The sequence below is a fragment of the Embleya sp. NBC_00888 genome, assembly GCF_045207655.1.
Taxonomy (GTDB): Bacteria; Actinomycetota; Actinomycetes; order Streptomycetales; family Streptomycetaceae; genus Embleya.
Window position 1 is genome coordinate 2,997,208 of record NZ_CP108784.1, and the last position, 16,735, is coordinate 3,013,942.

The following is a 16,735-nucleotide window of genomic DNA, read 5'->3' on the forward strand; positions in this document are numbered from 1 at the left end:
CGCATCGTCTCAGCGTCCGTTGAACGCGTCCTTGAGCCGGGAGAACAGGCCCTGCTGGCCCGGCGTGAACTGACCCGAGGGGCGTTCCTCACCGCGCAGCTTGGCCAGCCGGCGCAGCAGTTCCTCCTGCTCGGGGTCGAGCTTGCTCGGCGTCTGCACCTCGACGTGCACGATCAGGTCGCCCCGGCCGCCGCCGCGCAGGTGGGTGATGCCGCGCCCGTGCAGCGGGATCGACTGGCCCGACTGGGTGCCGGGGCGGATGTCGATCTCCTCGGTGCCGTCCAGCGTCTGCAATGGCACCTTGGTGCCCAGCGACGCCGCCGTCATCGGGATGGTGACCGTGCAGTGCAGGTCGTCGCCGCGCCGCTGGAAGGTGGTGTGCGGGACCTCGACGATCTCCACGTACAGGTCGCCGGCCGGGCCGCCGCCGGGGCCGACCTCGCCCTCGCCCGCGAGCTGGATCCGGGTGCCGCTGTCCACGCCCGCCGGGATCTTGACGGTGAGCGTGCGCCGCGCGCGGATCCGGCCGTCGCCCGCGCACTCGGGGCACGGGTGCGGGACCACGGTGCCGAAGCCCTGACACTGCGGACACGGCCGCGACGTCATGACCTGGCCCAGGAAGGACTTGGTGACCTGGCTGACCTCGCCGCGACCGCGACACATGTCGCAGGTCTGCGCCGTGGTGCCGGGCGCCGCGCCCTCGCCGTTGCAGGTGTTGCACGTGACGGCGGTGTCCACCTGGATCTCGCGGGTGGTGCCGAACGCGGCCTCTTCGAGAGTGATCTCGATCCGGATCATCGCGTCCTGGCCGCGGCGCGTGCGCGAGCGCGGACCGCGCTGGCTGGCCTGGCCGAAGAACGCGTCCATGATGTCGCTGAAGCCGAAGCCGGCCTGGCCGAAGCCGCCGCCCGCGCCGCCCCCGGAGGACAGCGGGTCGCCGCCGAGGTCGTACATCTGCCGCTTCTGCGGGTCCGAGAGGACCTCGTAGGCGTTGTTGATCTCCTTGAACCGGTCCTGCGTCTTCGGGTCCGGATTGACGTCCGGGTGCAGCTCCCGAGCGAGCCGGCGGAAGGCCTTCTTGATTTCCTCCGGGGTGGCGTCCCGCCGCACCCCGAGGACCTCGTAGTAATCGGTAGCCAACTCTACGACTCCGCGAGGATCTGTCCGACGTACCGTGCCACGGCGCGCACCGCTCCCATCGTTCCGGGGTAGTCCATTCGGGTCGGCCCGAGCACCCCGAGCTTCGCCAGCGTTTCCTGCCCACTGCCGTATCCGACGGCGACCACCGAGGTCGCGGCCAGTCCTTCGTGCATGTTCTCGTGTCCGATCCGCACGACCATGCCCGGGTCGGTCGCCTCGCCCAACAGGCGCAGCAGCACGACGTGTTCCTCCAGTGCCTCGAGGACCGGGCGGATCGTGTTCGGGAAGTCCATACCGAAGCGGGTCAGGTTGGCCGTCCCGGCCAGGACGACCTTCTCTTCCTTGTGTTCGACCAGGGTGTCGAGCAGCGTGGCCAGGATGCCCGCCACGATCGGCCGTTCCTCGGCGGTGAACGGTTCGGCGAGGTCCTGGACCAGCAACGGCACATCGGCGAACCGCTTGCCGGTGATCCGGCTGTTCAGCCGCGCGCGCACGTCGGCGAGCAGGTTCTCGCCGACCGGGCCGGGGGTGTCCATCACCCGCTGCTCGACTCGGCCGGTGCTGGTGATCAGCACGAGCATGACGCGCGTCGGCGCGAGGGTGAGCAGCTCGACGTGCCGGATCGTCGAGCGGGTCAGCGAGGGGTACTGCACGACGGCCACCTGATGGGTGAGCTGCGCGAGCAGCCGCACCGTCCGGCCCACCACGTCGTCCAGGTCCACCGCGCCGGCCAGGAACGTCTGGATCGCCCGGCGCTCGGCGCCCGACAGCGGCTTGACGCCCGCGAGCCGGTCGACGAACAGCCGGTAGCCCTTGTCCGTGGGCACGCGGCCGGCGCTGGTGTGGGGCTGCGTGATGTAGCCCTCCTCCTCCAGCGCGGCCATGTCGTTGCGAATGGTGGCCGGGGAGACCCCGAGGTTGTGTCGGTCCGCGAGCGCCTTGGAGCCGACCGGCTCCTGGGTCGCCACATAGTCCTGCACGATGGCGCGCAGCACGTCCTGCTTGCGATCGTCGAGCATGGTGCGCACCTCCTGACCCGTTCTTCCGCCCGTTGCCTGTCCCGTTCGCGGCGGTTCGTCACGCTGGTTGGCACTCCGTCCCGCCGAGTGCCAGTGTACGGGTCACCCGATCCGGACCGTACCCCTGAGTCCGTGCCAAGGTTGACGCATGGTACGCGCCGAACAGCCGAAACACGCCACCTGGGAGCCGATCGGACCGGGCGTCCTGCGCCGTCGACTGCCCGGCCTGGAGCTGAATGTGGCGGTCGTCACGGGACGCGACGGGATCCTGCTCGTGGACACCGGATCGCACGACCACGAGGCCGCGAATCTGCTGGCCTCGCTGGCTCGCGAGCTGCCCGCGCACGACCTGCCCGAGCGGGTGGTCGCGGTGGTGAACACGCACGGCCACTTCGACCACTGCTACGGCAACGACGAGGTGCTGCGCGCCTTCCCCGACGCCGAGGTCTGGGGCCACGCGGATCTGCCGGACTATCTGGAGCGGTACGCCGAGGCCGGTCGCGCGAGCGGCATCTCGCACGGCTTCGACCCGGACCTGATGAACGCCGCGCGGATCGTGCCGCCGACCCGGCTGGTGGCCCGCGAGCAGCCGGTGACCGTGGATCTGGGCGGGCGCGAGGTGGTGTTGTACGCGCCGGGTCGCGGACACACCGATCACGACCTGGTCGTGCACGTGCCCGACTGCGGTGTGCTGATCGCCGGCGACATCGTCGAGGAGAGCGGACCGCCGCTGTTCGGCTCGGACGCGTTCGCCGCGGAGTGGAGCGATTCGCTGGCCCGGGTGCGCGCGCTGGACGCGAGTGTCTGGCTGCCCGGACACGGCGCGGTGGTCGACACGGAGTTCGTGATCCGGCAGAACCGGTGGCTGGCCGACGTCGCCGCCGGGCGCGTCGTACCGGACTGACGTACCGTCACCCGGCTAGCGTCACCGTCATGCGCAGTTACGGACCCGAGTCGCTGATCCCGGGATGGAAGAAGGACAAGCCCGTCCCGGAGGTCGCGGCCGATCGCGATCTGGTGGTGGAGGAGGCGTCCACCGGCTTCTGTGGCGCGGTGGTCCGGGTGGAGAGGACCCCCGAGGGGTTCACCGTCACGCTGGAGGACCGGCACGGGCGGCTGCGGGTCTTCCCGATGGATCCGCGCGGGTTCCTGATCGACGGCGAGGTGGTCACCCTGGTCCGGCCGCGTGCGCCGGGGCCCGCGCGTGCCCCCGGGCGGACCTCGTCGGGTTCGGTCGCGGTGGCGGGTGTCCGGGCCAAGGTCGCTCGGGCGGGCCGGATCTACGTGGAGGGCCGACACGACGCCGAGTTGGTCGAGCGGGTCTGGGGCGACGACCTGCGGATCGAGGGCGTGGTCGTGGAATACCTCGAAGGCATCGACGACCTCCCGGCGCTGGTACGCGAGTTCGGGCCGGGTCCGGATCGGCGGCTGGGCGTGCTGGTGGACCACCTGGTACCCGGCTCGAAGGAGAGCCGGATCGCCGCGCGAGTGACCGGCGACCACGTGCTCGTGGTGGGACACCCCTATATCGACGTGTGGCAGGCGGTCCGGCCGGCGCCGGTGGGCATCGCGGCGTGGCCGGACGTACCGCGCGGAGTCCCGTGGAAGGAGGGGGTCTGCGCGGCGCTCGGCTGGCCGGTCGACCCGCCGCGGGCGTGGCGTCGGATTCTCGCGGCGGTGGATTCGTACCGCGACCTGGAGCCGGCGCTGCTGGGACGGGTGGAGGAGTTGATCGACTTCGTGACGGCGCCGGCCGAGATGTGAGCCCCGGGTCGGCGCACTGGGCCCTGCCCGGCGGATCCTGGTGGATCGGGCCGCGTCGTGAGCGCAGCGAGGAGCCCGAAGGGCGGATGCCGCGCCTCGCCGCACCGGAGAAGTAGCCGCATAGTGGTTCCATTCGGCTGTTTCTCCGGTGCGGCGAGGCGCGGTGCCGGGCGGCGCGGCCCCACCAGGATCCGCCGGACAGGGCCTAGCGTGCTCGGATGCGACAGGAACAGGTCACGCTTGTGCTGCCGGGCTCGGCCGGCCCCAAGTATCGAATGTTCGCCGTGCACGGCACCGAGTTCGTCCGGTCCGCCTGGTCGGGCAACGGGCCGCCCCGGAACACCCGCCGGGAGTTCACCGATGCCGGCGCGGCGGCGCTCGCGCTGCGGCGGGAGGCGGACAAGGCGATGCGGGCCGGCTTCGTCCGGCTGGGCGGGGCCGAGGACGAGGTGGTGTTGGAGTTCCTGCCGCCCGGCAAGACCCCGTCGCGGGGGCTGGACCTGCACCCGGACGGGCACACCGTGGTGGTCGGCTACGACGGCGCGATCCGACTGGTGGACGTGGCCACGGGGGAGCGGCGCACGGTGCACGCCGTGCCGGCGGCCGAGCGGCTGACCGATATCGGCAGCGTGTTGTTCGACGCCGGCGGGACGGCGGTGGTGTACACGATCGGCGGCGCGACCCGCCGGTTCGACCTCGGCACGGGGCGCGAGGAACAACTGGCCTGCTACCGGCAGTTCGAGGACGCGCTGTTCAATCCGTACGTGGTGCAACCCTCCTGGGACGCGGCCCGCGAGCGGCTCGTGGTCTTCGACGCGGGCGACCTGGTGCGGGTGCTGGACGGCGCGGGCACGGTGTGCGAGGTGTCGACGGCGTCGCCGACCACCGAGTGCCGCGGCGCGGCGCTGTCCGCGTCGGGCCGGCTGTTGGCGGTGTGGCGGGTGAGTCGCGGGGTGGTCTACGGGCATCGGGACGCGGCGGACGATCCGACCAACGAGGTCGAGGTGTGGGACGTGGCGGCCGGCCGGTTGGCCGCGCGGGTGCCGCTCGCGTGGGAGATCGGCGAACTGGGCTTCGACCCGAGCGAGACGCTGCTCGTGGTCAACCGGGGCCGGGTGCACGGACCGTTCGCGATCTCGATCGCATCGGGCGAGCCGGCCTGGCAGTTCGACAATCCGCACCACCCGAACGGCTGGGGCACCTGCTACGCGTGGACCTACTCCCCCAACGGCCGGCGGCTCGCGGTGGGCGGCCATCGCACGAGCGCGCTGCACGTCTACGACGCGGACCTGCGCCAGGCCGACGCGCGGGCCCTGCCCGGCCACGACGACCAACGCGTGCGCCGCCTCGTCTTCTCCGCCGACGGCACCCTCCTGGCCACGAGCGGCGACTTCGGCCGGGTGTTCGTACGGCGGGTGTGAGCCACCCGGCCGAAGTGCCGCCAAGCGTCAGACGAACCTGGTGGTGTCCAAGACCGTCGAGAACGGCGCAGGCAGATCGATCTGCTTGCCGAAGGGACAGGTGTAACTCTCCGTGTAGTCGTCGCCCTTCGGCGCCGAGAAGAGCGTCACCTTGCCGTGCTCTCGATCCACCAACAGATACAGCGGGATGGCGCTGCGGGCATAGGCGCGCCGCTTTTGTTCACGATCGACGTCGGCCCGCTGCGAAGTGACCTCCAAGACCAAGGCGACTCCGTCGCACGGCATCCACGATTCGGCGTCGAGGAACAGGTCGAGTTCCTCGGGAGCGAACGTGCCGTCCGGGATGACATGGTTGCTCGGCAGTTCCGCGTGGCCGGCCACCACGAGTCCCTTGCCACCGGAAAAGTCCATCGCGGCGGCCGACCCGCCGATGATTTGGCGGACCACCGCACTCACGATGCGCTCGTGATCACCCATCGGCGGTGGCGTCACGACAATCTCCCCCTCGATCAGCTCGGCGCGGAAGCCCAGGGGGGTGTCCAACGCCAGGAAGCCGTCCAGGACGACGTCTTCCTGCGCGGGGATCTCGTGTGCCATAGCTGACATTCTGAACCCCTTCCGTAGTCGACGCGAGCATTAGGAAGCACTCGTGCGGGCGACCGGGCGTTTGGGGCCTGGTCACCCGCACGAGTTAACGAAGGTCGATCGGGGTGTTACGGCGTCTTCGCCGAGGCCGTCAGCGCGGCGATCGAGTCGTCGGTGCAGGTCGCCCAGAAGGCGCCGACGAGGTCCTCCAGGTGGGTCATCGAGCGGGCCGCGTACAGGATGTCCTGGTAGTGGGTGATGTCGTACTGCATCGTGCCCATCGCGACCAGGTCCAGGTCGCGGATGTCGACGGTGCGGAACTCGCGGATCTCGCCGTAGGAGGACAGGATCCCAGCGCCGTAGGCCTTGAGCGCGCCGGCCTCGTGCATGACGCCGAATTCCAGGGTGAACCAGAAGACCTTCGAGACGAACTCCAGGGCCTCGCGGCTCTCCACCCGGCGGGCGGCCTCGCCGGCCACCCGGTACAGCGCCGCGAAGCGGTCCGAGGCGAGCATGTTGGCGTGGCCGATCACCTCGTGGACGACGTCCGGCTCGGGCGTGTACAGCGGCACGCTGTGGTGCCGGATGTACTGCGTCGAGTGGAAGTACGAGTCGGCCAGCGACCCGTAGAAGTCGCGCAGCGGGACCAGGCCGGCCGCGGGCAGGTAGCGGAAGCCGGTGAGCGGTTGAAGCGCGCCGCTGACCTCCTCCAACTGGGGGATCCGGTCCGTCGGCAGCTTCAGCCGCGCGGTGCCCTCCAGGTAGTCCGCGACCGCGTACTCCGCGTGCGAGACGGACAGCTCGTGCGAGACGAGGCGCCAGACCTCGTGCTCCTCCTCGGTGTACTCGACCTCCGGGATGGGCTCGCCACGCCGGTGGTCCAGGGCCAGTTCCGCGATCCGGTTCCGGCGCTCGCGGTATACCGCGTCCGCGAATCCCGGGTGACTGCGGGACAGCTCGACCTCGACTCCGCCGTCGGCCCTACGGGTGACCGGGGCCAGATACTGGGCCTCCTCGAACATGCCATCTCCTGATCGCATCGGAATCGACTCGCCGGACGAGCCGAGACACCCCACGCGACCATTATGCGCCGCTTACATACCATTTCGACCGGTCAGGCCGACTGGGTGACGACGTGGAGCAGGTGCGAGGGATCGCCTCGGCGCCCTCATCGCATCATCCGGACGGCCGTCACACAAGAGGCACAGCCGTTCCGCCGGCCGACCCGAATCCGCTTTCGATCCATCGAGACGGGATTCGGGCCCGCGTGACAGGATCGCCCGTACATCGGGGAGGGCACCGTCGGGAGGGGGCGCGGTGGTGGATTCTCGCGGCATGGCCGGGGATCGTGCACAACGACGCGATGTGGTCGAGGCGCTCACCGAGACCTCCGATCACCTGGATTTCGCGCTCGCGATGGTCCGTCGCATCGTCGGCGACCAGGAACGCCTGGCACAACTGACGGCGCGGATCCGCGAGATCGAGACCCGGCTGCGGGACGACCGTTACTACCTGGCCGTGATCGGCGAGTTCTCGGCCGGCAAGAGCACCTTCATCAACGCGCTGCTGGGCGAGGACCTGCTGCCCACGTCGGCGCTGCCCACCACCGGCGCCGCGACCAGGATCACGCACGGCGACGAGTTCGCCGTCGAGGTGCGCTTCAGCGGCCACGGGATCCGCTACGTGTATCCCTCCGGGCGATACACCGGCGCGGCCAGCCCGCTCGGCGGCATGCTCGCCGACCTCGCGCCGCATGTGGCCGTGCCCGAGGACACGGCCGGAGTCCTGCGCCTGCTCACCGCCGACGAGGCGATCGCGCCGCACGTACAGAGCCTGGAGGTGCGCCACCCCGCCGCCGCGCTGCGCGACGGGCTGGTGATCATCGACACACCCGGCACCAACGCCCGGGCCGGGCACACCGAGATCACCCGCGCCGTGATGCGCGACATCGCCGACGTCGCGGCGGTGCTGACCGCGTCCACGTCGCCGTCGCCGGTGTCGTTGACCGAGTTCCTCACCGACGCGCTCGATCCCGGGCAACTGCGCCGCTGCATCATCCTGGTCACCAAGATGGACCACATCGACGAGGACGAGCGGGAGGACCTGCTCGCGCACGTCCGCGGGCGGTTCGCCCGGATGTTGGGCGTGGCCGATCCGGTCGTCGAGCCGGTCGCCGCCGAGCCGGTCGTCCGGCTGGCCACCAACCGACCGCTGCGGGGCCCCGAACAGGCCTACTGGGCCGAGGAGTTCCCGCGCACGCTGGCCCGACTCCGGGACCTGATGCAGCGTCAACGCATCGTCGCGGTGTCCGACCACCTGCTGCGCTTGCTGGAGGACCTGCTCGACGAGTTGCGCCGCGAGGTGACCCTCGCCGAACAGCGGCTCGACGCCGAGGAGAGCGAACTCGCCGGTGCCCGGATCGCCGACATGGCCGCCTTCGTCCGGGCCCAACACGGCGAGACCGCGCGCCTGCTCGGCGCCGGCGCCCAGCGCGCCCAGCAGGCCGTCGGCGGCATGGCGCCGCAGTGGTGGCGCTACACCCAGGCCGAGATCGACCACGCCCTGGACGGCGCGGACACCCCGGACGAACTGCGCGCGGTGATCGGCGTCCGCGCGCCCGAGCTGATCCGGCAGGGCCTGCCCCGGATCGGCGACATCGTGCAGCAGGCGGTCACCGGCGCGCTGGCGACCGCGGCCGAGAGCGCGCGGGCCGCCGCGGACACCGCGTTCGAGGCGGCCTATCGCAAGCTCGGCGCGATCGCCCGACCGGACGGCCCGGACCGGGTCACCGTGCTGACCGGGCATCAACTCGCGGACGCGGCGATGCGCGCCTACCAGGACTCGGTCACCGGGGTGACCCAGCAGATCCGCGCCGTGCGCCTGGATCCGACCGCCCCCAGGACGCCCGGCGCGCGGATCGGCGGCGCCTTGGACCAGTGGTTCGGCGGCGCCCGGAACAACGATCCGGGAGCCCCGTCGGGCCGAGCCGGATTCGGCGGTTTCATGGCCAAAGTGGCCGATTCACTCGCATCCACCGACATGACGGCTCTGCGGAACCACGCACGCGCCGAAATGCATCAGACACTGCGAACCGTCGCCGACGGTTTGTCCCGACAGATCGACGAGGCCGTCGGGGCGGCGACGACGCACTACTCGCTGGACGTCTCGCGCCACGTGGACCGCTATCGGGCCAGGTACGAGGCGGCGGTCGCCGAGATGGTGGCCGAGCACCACCGCCGTGAGGATATTCTCGCGGCTCGCAGAAGCCTGTTGCAGGACGCGGACAGGCAGACGGAACGGCGCCGCGGCACGGTGAACAGCCAACGCGAGCGCCTCACACGCCGGGGGGAATTCGGCAGATGAGCGACTACACGCACGACGACGACCTGTTCGCGATGGTCTCCGACGACACCATCGACACGCTGGACACCGCCGACGGGGGCACTGTCGGGGCGGCACCACTGTGGGAGACCGACGCGGGCGGCGAGTCCAACGGCGCCTACCCCAACTCCACTCTGCCGTACACGGACCCGAACTTCGATCCGCTGCACGACCCGAACTACGACCCGTTCCACGCGGACAGCGACGGCGACGGCAAGATCGACATGTACGACCCGCAGATGTTCGACCCGAACGACGGCAACGTGCCCCCGGCCACGCCCAGCCAGCAGTGGCGCGACGACCAGCTCGCCAACGACCCCTACGCGAACGACCCGTACGCCGATCCCTACGGCGATCCCTACGCCGACCCGTACGGCGACCCCTACGGCAGCGACCCGTACGGCGGCTCCGACCCGTACGCCGACCCGGCCGGCTACGACCCCGGGCCCGCCGGGGACCACGGCCAGGGCGTCAGCCCGCAGTGGGGCGCCGTCGACGACGGAAGCGGCAACTGGGAGTACCACGCGCCGGACAACTGGACACCGGCCCAGTTCGACGGTTTCGGCGACCCGGTGGGCGACGCGCAGTACTGGCAGCAGCAGACCAGCCCGACGAGCTGCGCGGTGGTCTCCCAGGGGATGATCCTGGAGAAGCTCACCGGCGTGCCGCTGGACGAGAACGCGCTGATGACCGAGGCCCAGCAGGCCGGCATCTACGACCCCGAGACCGGCACCAGGACCGACGACATCGGCAAGCTGCTGGAAATGCACGGCGTGGACACGGACATGGTGCCGGGCGCCGACATGCGCCAGATGCTCGACGCGCTGGAGAAGGGCGACCAGGTCATCGTCGCCCTGGACGCGCAGGAGATCTGGTCCCCCGTGCACGACCCGAACACCGGGGCGCCGCTGGAGCAGGACCCGACGATGGGGCACGCCGTGTGGGTCACCGGCATCGACACCCAGCCCGACGGTTCCGTATACGTCCTGCTCAACGACTCCGGCGCGCCGTTCGGCCAGACCGAGCCGATCCCGCTGGCCGACTTCGTCAACGCGTGGCAGGACCGGGACACCACGATGATCGTGGCCCACCCGACGCACGCCTGATCGTTCGACATCACAACGGATTCGATGGGAGTAGGGACCACACATGTCGTTCGATCGTGAACACGTGCTGCGCCAGGCCGCGCAGGTACAGCCGCGCCGACGCCCCGGCGTCGCGGGCCTGTTGAGCGGGATCCACCGCAGCGACGAGCTGCGCGGCTGGGTCACCATGGAGTCGGTGGCACTGCCGCCGGTGCCCGAGCGCACCGCGGCCGGCTGGACGTTGTGGAGCCTGATCGGGGTCGGCAAGGCCACCCCCGGGCGCCGCGAACTGCCGATCCACCCGGTGTGGGGCGCGGTCCAGTGGGCCTGGCCGTCCGAGGACGTGCTGCGGCACGTGAAGCTGACCGAGTTGCCCGAGGTCGCGAAGTCGGTCGAGAGCACGATCGGGGACGAGGCCGCCTGGGCGCTGTCGATGCGGCCGGAGGGGCTGGCCGAGCGGGCCCGCTTCTTCCAGTCGCTCGGCCGCTTCCTGGCCGACCCCGAGGCGGACGCGAAGGGCGGCCCGAAGATCCTCGCCGGGCTGTACGCGCGGGTGATGCCTTCCGGTGCGGTGGCCGCGTACCACCAGCTCGTGCCGAGCACCGCCTCGTGGCTGCGCGCGGGCGCGCCGCGTGAGGCGGCGGCGCGTCGCGACTCGGGCGACTCGCCCACCGGCCGACCCGGCCCGTCGGGGCAGACGGCGGACCGGAGGCAGGCCCCGGCTCCGGGTCCGCACCCGGCGGGCGATGCCTCGACCGTCCCGGGGCCGAATCCGGACTGGGCGGGCCGCCTCGCGGGCGGCCCGCCCGGCGCGGGTGGCCCGGGTGGGTCGGGTGTTTCCGGTGGGTCGGGTGGGCCGACGCCGGTCGCCTCGCCGCCGCCGCCGACCGCGCGGGTGCCGCAGGCCGCACCGGCCGCGCAGGTCGTCGCGCCCGCGCCGCCGGCCCCGCGTACGCCCGTCACCCCGCACGTCACCCCGGCCGACGCGCCGGCCGCGCCGGCGTCCGCGCCGACCCCGCCCGGATCGGTGACCAGCCTGGTCAAGCAGGCGCCGTCGGCGACCACGCTCGGCCGACGGATCAACGACGCGCACAAGATCGCCGGCGATTTCGGCCTGGACGCGATCGCCGGTGAACTGGACCGACTGCGGGCGCGGATGCGCCGGCCGGGACTGCGCGTCGCGGTGGTCGGCGAATTCGGCCGCGGCAAGACCTCGCTGATCAACCGACTGCTCGGCGCCCCGGTGTTGCCCGAGGGTCGGCACACGCCCGTGCCCCTGGTGATCGCCTCCGGACCGGAGCCGCGCCTGGAGTTGCAGTTCGCCGACGGGCGGGCCGAGCCGCGGCCGGCGGTGTCCGCGTCCTGGGACGAGGTACACCGGCTTAGTGAGCGTCAGGACTCGGACGCGGCCCGGCTGATCGGCGTCCGGGTGCTCGTCGCCGAACCCGAACTTGCCCGCCTGGACATCGAGTTGGTGGACACCCCGGGCATCAACGCCGGGCGCGGCAAGGGCGAGGACGCCGAGGAGCACGACCGTCGGACCGAGGACCTGGTCCGGCGCACGGTCTCCGCGAGCGACGCGGTGCTGATGGTGGTCTCCGCGAGTGCACCGCTCGGCCTGTCCGAGACCGCGTTCCTGGAGGAAGAGGTGATCGCCCGGCACGTGCCGCGGATCACCGTGGTGGTGTCCAAGCTGGACACCGTCGACGAGGACGAGCGCGAGGACATCGTGGACTACCTCGGCGGCCGGGTACGCCGCATCTCGCCGACCCTCCAGGTGCTGGCCGGCCCGCATCGCGAGGACCTCTCGCCGGTGGCCGGCGTGCTGGAGCGGATCACCGAGTACTCCACCTCCGGCGGCCGGCGCAGCATGCGCTCGCGGCAGACCGCCGGCCAACTGCTCGCACTGCTGGGCGAGATGGCTCAGGTGGGCCGGGACGGCCTGGCCGCGGCCGAGCTCGGCGCGGCCGAACGGCAGCGCGCCGCCGAGCGGTCCGAGGTGGAGATCGACCGGATGTCCTCCGAGTGGGGCAAGGTCCGGGTCGAACTCCAGCAGCGGCGCACGCAGACCGCGGAGAAGTTCCGTGAGCACCTCCAGCTCTCCCGCGGCGACCTGCTGGACACGATGCGCTACGAGATGGAGCGCGCACCGGACCCCCGGACCTGGTGGGAGCGCGACCTGCCGTTCCGCCTGCGTCGTGAACTGACCGCGCTGGCCAAGAAGTTCGAGGCCCAGTTGCATTCCAGCGTGCAGGCCGACGTGCAGTGGCTGGACGCGAAGATGAAGCTGCACTTCGGGCGTGGCAGCGGATACCGGCTGGAGAAGGTCGAGCAGCTCTCCACCGAGTTCGAACTCGGCGAGGCGGAGTCGCTGGGTCTGAAGGATCTCAAGAGCCGCAAGCTCGCCTGGCGGATCGGCCCGACCGGCCTCGCCGTGCTCGGCGCGCTGCTGATCCCGCTCACCGGTGGCGTCTCCGCGCTGCCGATGGGCGCGAGCATGGCCGCCTCGGCGGGCGGCATGGTGCTCGGCGAGGTCAAGTCGACGTCGCTGACCGAGGCACAGCGCGCCCAGGCGATGAAGGCGCTGGAGCCGATGGTCGAGGAGGTGCTCGGCGGCTTCTCCGAGGAGGTCTCCAAGCGCCTGCACACGCTGTACGCCGGGGTGATGGACGAGGCGGTGCGGGGCCAGAAGGCGTGGCGGACCGATCGCCGGACCGCGCTGGCCAAGGTCGGCACCGATGGACCCGCATGGCAGGATCTGGTCTCGCGCAGCGAGCAGCTCGGGGTTCAGCTCGACACCATGCTGGGCGCCAGAGGCTGAGACGCCGTCGAGGAGGGGAGCGTTCAGGGTGGACAAGGGTCACGGGGCGGCCGATGGGGCCTACGCGGGTTACGGCGCGTGGCGGGCACGGCAGGAGACCCTGGTCGGCCTGATCGACCGGCTCACGCCGATCGTGGCCGGGTTGCGGATCGGCGCGGGCGTCAAGAAGTTGGACTCGTTGAAGCAGCGGGCCGCGTCCGAGGCGTTCAAGGTGATGATCGTCGGCGAGTTCAAGCGCGGCAAGAGCACGGTGATCAACTCGATGCTGGGCGAGAAGGTGCTGCCCTCGTTCGCCCGGCCGTGCACCGCGATCATCAACGAGGTCACGTGGGGTGACACCCGCTCCGCGCTGATCTATCCGCTGGAGGCGGACGGTACGGCGGGCGAACCGCTGACCGTCGGCGTGGACGAGATCGCCGACTACGTCACCATCGGCGCGGACGACGACAACACCCCGAACCCGTACGAGCGGGCGGTGGTGCGCTGGCCGCTGGAACTGTGCCGCAACGGCGTCGTGGTGGTCGACTCGCCGGGTCTCAACGAGGCCCCGGAGCGCGAGAAGGTCACCCTGAACTACCTCGAACAGGCCGACGTGCTGGTGTTCGTGGTGGACTGCCAGGCCGCGATGTCGCGCAGCGAGCAGCTCTTCCTGGACGTACACGTCAAGGCCCGCGGCCACGAGGACGTCTTCTACGTCGGCAACAAGATCAACCTGGTCGAGGAGGAGGAGCGCGAGGACGTACAGCGGGAGATCCGCAAGCGCCTCTCCCCCTATCTCTCCCGCCCCGACCGGGTGTTCTTCGTGAACGCCCGGGCCGCGCTGACCGGCCGGCAGAAGGGCGACCCGGACCTGCTGGCCGGCTCCGGGATGCCCGAACTCGAGCGCGGCCTGGAGGAGTTCCTGACCCGGGAGCGCGGTCGGGCGAAGATCCTGTCTCCCGCGCGTGAGCTCAAGTACCTGCTGATCGAGGCGCGCGAGCAGATCGACCGCAAGGAGGCGCTGCTGACCCAGGACGTCGAGGAGCTGCGGGCCACCTACGAACGCGTCCAGGGCCCGCTGACCCGGCTGGAGCAGAACCGGCGGGTGATCGTCGCGCAGATGGAGGAGCACCTGCGCGAGACCCGCGGCGAGGTGGAGGCCGCGACCCGGCGATTCATGGACCGGGTCGCCGCGAACATCCCGAACTGGGCGCAGGAGTACGACCCGAGCAACACCATCGGCGCCAATCCGTTCAACGCGCGCGAGAAGATGGAGGCGGCGGTCAAGGAGATCACCGACCATCTCTCCGGGCGGGTCCAGGTCGAGTTCGCGCAGTGGCAGGAGAACGAGCTCAAGCCGCTCGTCTCGCGTCGCGTCGAGGACATGGAGCGGATGATCGACGACGACGTGAAGCAGTTCGTCACGCGCATCGACGAGATCCGCGCGTCGCTCACGTCGGGCCCGGTCGGCACGGACGAGGACGGCAAGCCCTCGACACCGATCGAGCGGCTGCTCGCGGACGCGGTCAGTTTCGTGCTCGACCCGGCGACGGCGGTCTCCGGCGGCAAGTTCAACCTTCGGTCGATGCTCACCGCACTGCTGCCGCAGATCGCGGTCGGCACGGCGGCGTTCCTGGTCGGTCTGGGCCCGTTCGTGATCCTCGGCGCGGTGCTCGGTTCGACCGTGTTCAAGGGCGCGCTGCAACTGAACAAGGCCAACCGCCGGCTGAAGGAACAGGTCGCCGAACAGGTCCAGTTGGAACTGCGCAAGCAGGCCGACACCGACGTCACCAACCTGGGCGAAGAGGTCGTCAAACAACTCCGCAAGATGCGTGACGCGATCGCCCAGGGCCTGGACGCCGAGATCAAGTCGATCCGCGACGAGGTCGGCGCGGCCCTCCGCACCAAGGAACAGGGCGAGTCCGACGCAAAGCGCGAGAGCGGCGAAATGCGCCGCTACGCCCAGGAACTCAACCGCGTCGACGAGTCCCTGGCAGACCTGATCATGGACGTGGCGATGTAAGCACCACCCACAAACGCCGGCCGGGCAACCACACCCCGCCCCAACGGCCCCGCCGGCGTTTGAGGCCAATCAGCCCGGCCGGCGCTTGAGGCCACCCAGCCCCGCCGACGCTTGAGGCAAAACAGCCCGGCCGGCGCTTGAGGCCACCCAGCCCCGCCGACGCTTGAGGCAAAACAGCCCGGCCGGCGCTTGAGGCCACCCAGCCCCGCCGACGCTTGAGGCAAAACAGCCCGGCCGGCGCTTGAGGCCAAAAGCGGGTGTCGGCCGCCCTAGTCCACCAGATCCCGCACGACCGCGTCGGCCAACAACCGCCCCCGCAACGTAAGAACCGCCCGCCCACCCCCAAGCGGCTCGAGCAGCCCATCCGCAGCAGCCCGGGACGCCGCCTTCCGCCCCACCTCCGCAAGGAGCGAGAGCGGGACGCCCTCGGCCAACCGCAGCTCGAGCAGGATCCGCTCGACCCGCCGGTCCTCCGCGGTGAGCAACTCGCGCGCCTGCGCGGGAGACGTCCCCGCCGCCAGCCGCTGCGCGTACGCGGCGGGATGGCGCACATTCCACCACCGCACCCCGCCCACGTGGCTGTGCGCCCCCGGCCCCGCGCCCCACCAGTCCGCGCCGGTCCAGTACAGCTCGTTGTGCCGGCAGCGCGCCGCGGCGTCGGTGGCCCAGTTGGACACCTCGTACCAGCCGAGCCCGGCGGCGGAGAACGCCTCGTCGGCCATCAGGTAGCGGTCCGCGAGCACGTCGTCGTCCGGCATCGGCAATTCGCCCCGCCGCACCCGGCCGGCCAGCCGGGTGCCGTCCTCGACGATCAGCGCGTACGCCGAGACGTGGTCGGGACGCGCGCCGAGCACCGCGTCCAGCGAGGCCCGCCAGTCGTCGTCGGACTCCCCCGGCGTGCCGTAGATCAGGTCCAGGTTGACGTGCTCGAACCCGGCCGCGCGCGCGTCGGCCACACACTGTTCGGGCCGGCCCGGGGTGTGCCGGCGGTCCAGGATCTGCAGGACGTGCTTGCGCGCACTCTGCATGCCGAACGACAGTCGGTTGAAGCCGCCCGCCAGCAGCGTGGCCAGATAGGCCGGATCGACCGACTCCGGGTTCGCCTCGGTGGTCACCTCGGCCCCGGCGGCGAGTCCGAACTCGTCCCGGATCGCGCCCAGGATCCGAGCCAGGTCCTCGGCCGGCAGCAACGTGGGCGTACCGCCGCCGAAGAACACCGTCTCCACCGGCCGGTCCACGTCGCCGAGCCGCCGCCGGGCCAGCCGGATCTCGGCGATCGCGTCGTCCGCGTAGGACCCCTGCGAGGCCGATCCACCCAGTTCGGTCGCGGTGTACGTGTTGAAGTCGCAGTAACCGCACCGCGACGCGCAGTACGGCACGTGCACGTAGAAGCCGAACGGACGACTCGCGTCCGTGAACTCGGCGAGCGCGGACGCGGGCAGCGAACCGTCTTCGGGCACGGGCAGACCGTCGGGGGGTGCGGAGGGCATCCTCCCATTGTCCACGAGCCGGCGACC

The 16,735-nt window shown here is 71.2% G+C and carries 12 protein-coding genes; 7 read left to right on the forward strand and 5 right to left on the reverse strand.

Going from position 1 to position 16,735, the window contains the following annotated elements:
- Window positions 1-9 precede the first annotated feature (9 nt).
- Window positions 10-1,140: a molecular chaperone DnaJ gene (gene dnaJ, locus OG948_RS12045; protein ID WP_395862004.1), complete on the reverse strand. Its 1,131-nt coding sequence runs from the start codon at window positions 1,138-1,140 to the stop codon at window positions 10-12.
- Window positions 1,141-1,142: 2 nt separating this feature from the next.
- Window positions 1,143-2,159: a heat-inducible transcriptional repressor HrcA gene (gene hrcA, locus OG948_RS12050; RefSeq protein WP_026218791.1), complete on the reverse strand. Its 1,017-nt coding sequence runs from the start codon at window positions 2,157-2,159 to the stop codon at window positions 1,143-1,145.
- A 148-nt stretch (window positions 2,160-2,307) separates the two neighbouring features.
- On the opposite strand from hrcA, the gene OG948_RS12055 reads away from it, so the two are divergent.
- The 3 genes from OG948_RS12055 to OG948_RS12065 all read left to right on the forward strand — a co-directional run bounded on the left by OG948_RS12055 (window position 2,308) and on the right by OG948_RS12065 (window position 5,344).
- Window positions 2,308-3,063, forward strand: a complete 756-nt coding sequence (locus OG948_RS12055; protein ID WP_406296109.1) for an MBL fold metallo-hydrolase — start codon at window positions 2,308-2,310, stop codon at window positions 3,061-3,063.
- A gap of 29 nt (window positions 3,064-3,092) precedes the next feature.
- Window positions 3,093-3,923, forward strand: a complete 831-nt coding sequence (locus OG948_RS12060) for a DUF3097 domain-containing protein (protein WP_406296110.1) — start codon at window positions 3,093-3,095, stop codon at window positions 3,921-3,923.
- Window positions 3,924-4,141: 218 nt separating this feature from the next.
- A complete protein-coding gene (locus OG948_RS12065) occupies window positions 4,142-5,344 on the forward strand; it encodes a WD40 repeat domain-containing protein (RefSeq protein WP_406296112.1) in 1,203 nt (400 codons plus the stop codon).
- Window positions 5,345-5,371: 27 nt separating this feature from the next.
- Here the strand turns inward: OG948_RS12065 and OG948_RS12070 are convergent, their stop codons facing one another.
- The gene (locus tag OG948_RS12070; RefSeq protein WP_406296113.1) at window positions 5,372-5,950 is read right to left on the reverse strand and encodes a Uma2 family endonuclease; all 579 of its coding nucleotides are present in this window, start codon (window positions 5,948-5,950) and stop codon (window positions 5,372-5,374) included.
- A gap of 107 nt (window positions 5,951-6,057) precedes the next feature.
- A complete protein-coding gene (locus tag OG948_RS12075) occupies window positions 6,058-6,951 on the reverse strand; it encodes a phenylalanine 4-monooxygenase (protein ID WP_406296115.1) in 894 nt (297 codons plus the stop codon).
- A gap of 313 nt (window positions 6,952-7,264) precedes the next feature.
- Between OG948_RS12075 and OG948_RS12080 the strand changes: the two genes are divergently transcribed.
- From OG948_RS12080 to OG948_RS12095, 4 genes are read left to right on the forward strand one after another with little or no spacing between them, the layout of a single operon-like run.
- Complete coding sequence (locus OG948_RS12080) at window positions 7,265-9,292, forward strand: dynamin family protein (RefSeq protein WP_406296117.1); 2,028 nt, start codon at window positions 7,265-7,267, stop codon at window positions 9,290-9,292.
- Window positions 9,289-10,416, forward strand: coding sequence for a hypothetical protein (locus OG948_RS12085; RefSeq protein ID WP_406296120.1), 1,128 nt, complete (start codon window positions 9,289-9,291; stop codon window positions 10,414-10,416). The genes OG948_RS12080 and OG948_RS12085 overlap by 4 nt, the downstream gene beginning before the upstream one ends.
- Before the next feature lie 43 nt (window positions 10,417-10,459).
- On the forward strand, window positions 10,460-13,216 hold the full coding sequence (locus OG948_RS12090) for a dynamin family protein (RefSeq protein ID WP_406296122.1): 2,757 nt from the start codon (window positions 10,460-10,462) through the stop codon (window positions 13,214-13,216).
- Between the two features lie 28 nt (window positions 13,217-13,244).
- Window positions 13,245-15,218 carry a dynamin family protein gene (locus OG948_RS12095; RefSeq protein ID WP_395861987.1) on the forward strand — a complete coding sequence of 658 codons (1,974 nt, stop codon included), beginning with the start codon at window positions 13,245-13,247 and terminating at the stop codon, window positions 15,216-15,218.
- 269 nt (window positions 15,219-15,487) lie between these two features.
- Here the strand turns inward: OG948_RS12095 and hemW are convergent, their stop codons facing one another.
- Complete coding sequence (gene hemW / locus OG948_RS12100) at window positions 15,488-16,708, reverse strand: radical SAM family heme chaperone HemW (protein ID WP_406296123.1); 1,221 nt, start codon at window positions 16,706-16,708, stop codon at window positions 15,488-15,490.
- Window positions 16,709-16,735 lie beyond the last annotated feature (27 nt).